The organism is Protofrankia sp. CiP1_Cm_nod4, assembly GCF_982290645.1.
The window spans coordinates 1-2,467 of record NZ_CEVIVC010000042.1; the positions used below are offsets into that span (position 1 = coordinate 1).

Annotated in this window: 2 protein-coding genes; both read right to left on the reverse strand. The window is 71.1% G+C overall.

Features of this window, described 5'->3' with window-relative positions; translation table 11 throughout:
* Positions 1-756: YcaO-like family protein (locus AC5LSR_RS10450; RefSeq protein ID WP_493468391.1), on the reverse strand; the 756-nt coding region annotated here is incomplete at its 3' end.
* The coding region (locus tag AC5LSR_RS10455; RefSeq protein ID WP_493468392.1) for a CocE/NonD family hydrolase at positions 753-2,467 on the reverse strand (1,715 nt) is incomplete at its 5' end. The genes AC5LSR_RS10450 and AC5LSR_RS10455, both read right to left, overlap by 4 nt.

The following is a 2,467-nucleotide window of genomic DNA, read 5'->3' on the forward strand; positions in this document are numbered from 1 at the left end:
AGCCTCGTCCGCGAGAAAGGCCCCGAGGACAGGAACCCCCAGCTGGGAGGGGACGGCGAGCAGTCGGACGGTCAGGGGGCGATCCCGGTACGGCCGGCCCAGCTGGCCGGTCACCACACCCCCATCGGTCACCGCATGTGTCGGTGCGCCGCAGGCCCACCAGATCGTGGTCGCGTCCCGTTCGAACAGCTCCTCCAACGCCGCCGTCTCCGCATCGGCCCGACTCACCCCAGCCGCGATCCCCGAGTACATGAGAGCGTTCGTCGGCGGCTCGGCGCGATGCGGGCCGTGGAAGTAGTCGAGATAGACCAGCGAGGCCGGCACGAGCACACTGTCACCGCTGAGGAGATCCGTGCCCGTCACCCAGGCAACCTCGAGATCGCGGGTGAAGCGGACGAACGGGAAACCTGCCGTCGCGTACTGCCGGTCGGAGTACAACGCGAACTCCAACGGATCAGTCGCGGCGATCCCCTGCGCGCGCAGCGCCTCCCAGCTTGCGACCGGCAGCACCGCTGGCACGGCGTTGCCGCAGTACCGCTCCACCGCTTCACCGATCGCCGCGCCGCGCGCCCGACCGGCGTCACCGAGGGTGGCACCGAATCCGAACCCGTCCGCCCGCCACCCGGCGAACCTGTCGGCGCGGGCCACCCGCGCGCTACGCCCCAGCCAGCCCGCAGGCATACCGGGGGCGGGTGGCTGATCGACCACTGTTGTCAGCAGACCCAGCCGGGAATCGACGAGATCCTCGACGGTCACGACGCACTCCCCCTGCCGACACTCATCGCCACGCCGGCCCGCTGGGTACCGATGTCGCGGGTGGCCGAGGTGTCCTCGTCCATTTGTGCCGCCGTTCCCATGGTCAACAGGACCAGGCGGGTGCCGGTCTGCCCGGATCCGACCAGGACTGTCTGCTCGCAGGCGCGCGTGGTCGTGGTGGTGTAGCGGTTCCGACTCGTGCCCAGGTTGCGCGCCAGATTCGGATGATCACAACTGGTGATCTCCAGGACGAGCCGCGCGCCAGCCGGCACCCGCTCCGCCGCACCGGACAACACGATCGTCCCGGTGACCGAGGACCCGGGGCGCGCAGCCCAGGTGGCGCTACCAAACGCAAGCTCGTAGGCAGGGCCGGCGGGCAGCCAGGCAAGCACCCGGACGATCCAGTCGGCCTCGTCGGCGTCCGTCGACACGGCCAGTTCCACCGTGGCGGAGCCGACCATCGTCACCGCTGCTGCCAGTGGCTCGGAGACGAAGCGGACGGCGTCCGAACGGGCGAGCAACGCTCGGCGGTCCGCGCCGGGCACGGTCGAGGGAAACGGATCCCGCGGGTCGTAGCGGAAACCACATGATCCGTCCGGGCCAGGCCGGTCCGCGGTCAGGGTCCCGTCAGCGCGGGCGTGCCAGACAGCCTCGCTGACCTCCCGCGGCGGCCAGTCGTCGCCAATGGACCACTCGTCAGCGCCGCGGATGAAGACCTCGGCGCCGGACGCGGCCGTCCCCGAGACGGTCACCGCGGCCGTGCCGACGGCTCCGTCCGCGGGCGTGGGCGTCGCGCGCTCCGTCAGCACCTCTCGCAACCAGCTGACGCAGCTAGCCGCGAAGTCGTAGCGTGAGCTCGGTCCATGGTCACGATCGGCGACCCGGGTCGTCGCGGCGAAGGCGAGGTCGTGCCCCCATGCCCCGATGAGCAGACGCCGCGGCGGTCGCGGCGTCACCGCCGAACCGACAAGCCGCCAGTGCTCCAACGTCTCGGAGATCAACAGGTCGTACCAGCCACCCACGTGGAACGCGGCGGCGCGGACGGCCGCGAGCTCGCCGTCCGTGAACGTCTCCGGCCTTGGCGCGGTGCCAGTCCGCAGAATGTCACCCCAATGCGGCAGGACAGCACCCATCCGCTCCGGCAGCTCACACACCGGTAGGTGATCCAGGACGTCAGGCTGCCGGCCATGCACCAGCCGGACCAGACCGTCGCGGCTGGTGCGGGCGTCGGCGCGTTCCAACCACCAGTACGCGTGCTCAGCCAGGCGCAGAATGCCACCGGGCTCGAACTTCGTACGGTGCAGACCCATCGACGGGCCTAGGCTCACGATCGCCCGCACCGCGTCGGGTCGTTCCACCGCCAGCGCCCAGGCGGTGTATCCGGCGTACGAGCCGCCGTAGGCCACCAACCCGCCGTCGCACCAGGGCTGGGACAGGATCCAGTCCACCAGCGCGGCGCCGTCGGCCCGCTCATCCCGGTACGGCCGCCACGTGCCCTCCGAGTCATACCGGCCCCGGACATCCTGCACCACGTAGCCGAATCCACGCTCAGTCCAGCCTTGCCCCTCCGCCAGGTGGGCGGAGCGCCCGTAGGCGGTACGCGTGACGATCACCGGAACCGGCCAGGTGGCACGTGGCGGAACATGGGCATCCACCGCGAGCGGCGTGCCATCAGCCCCTGCCACCGTCAGGTTCACCCACCCTCCGGCGT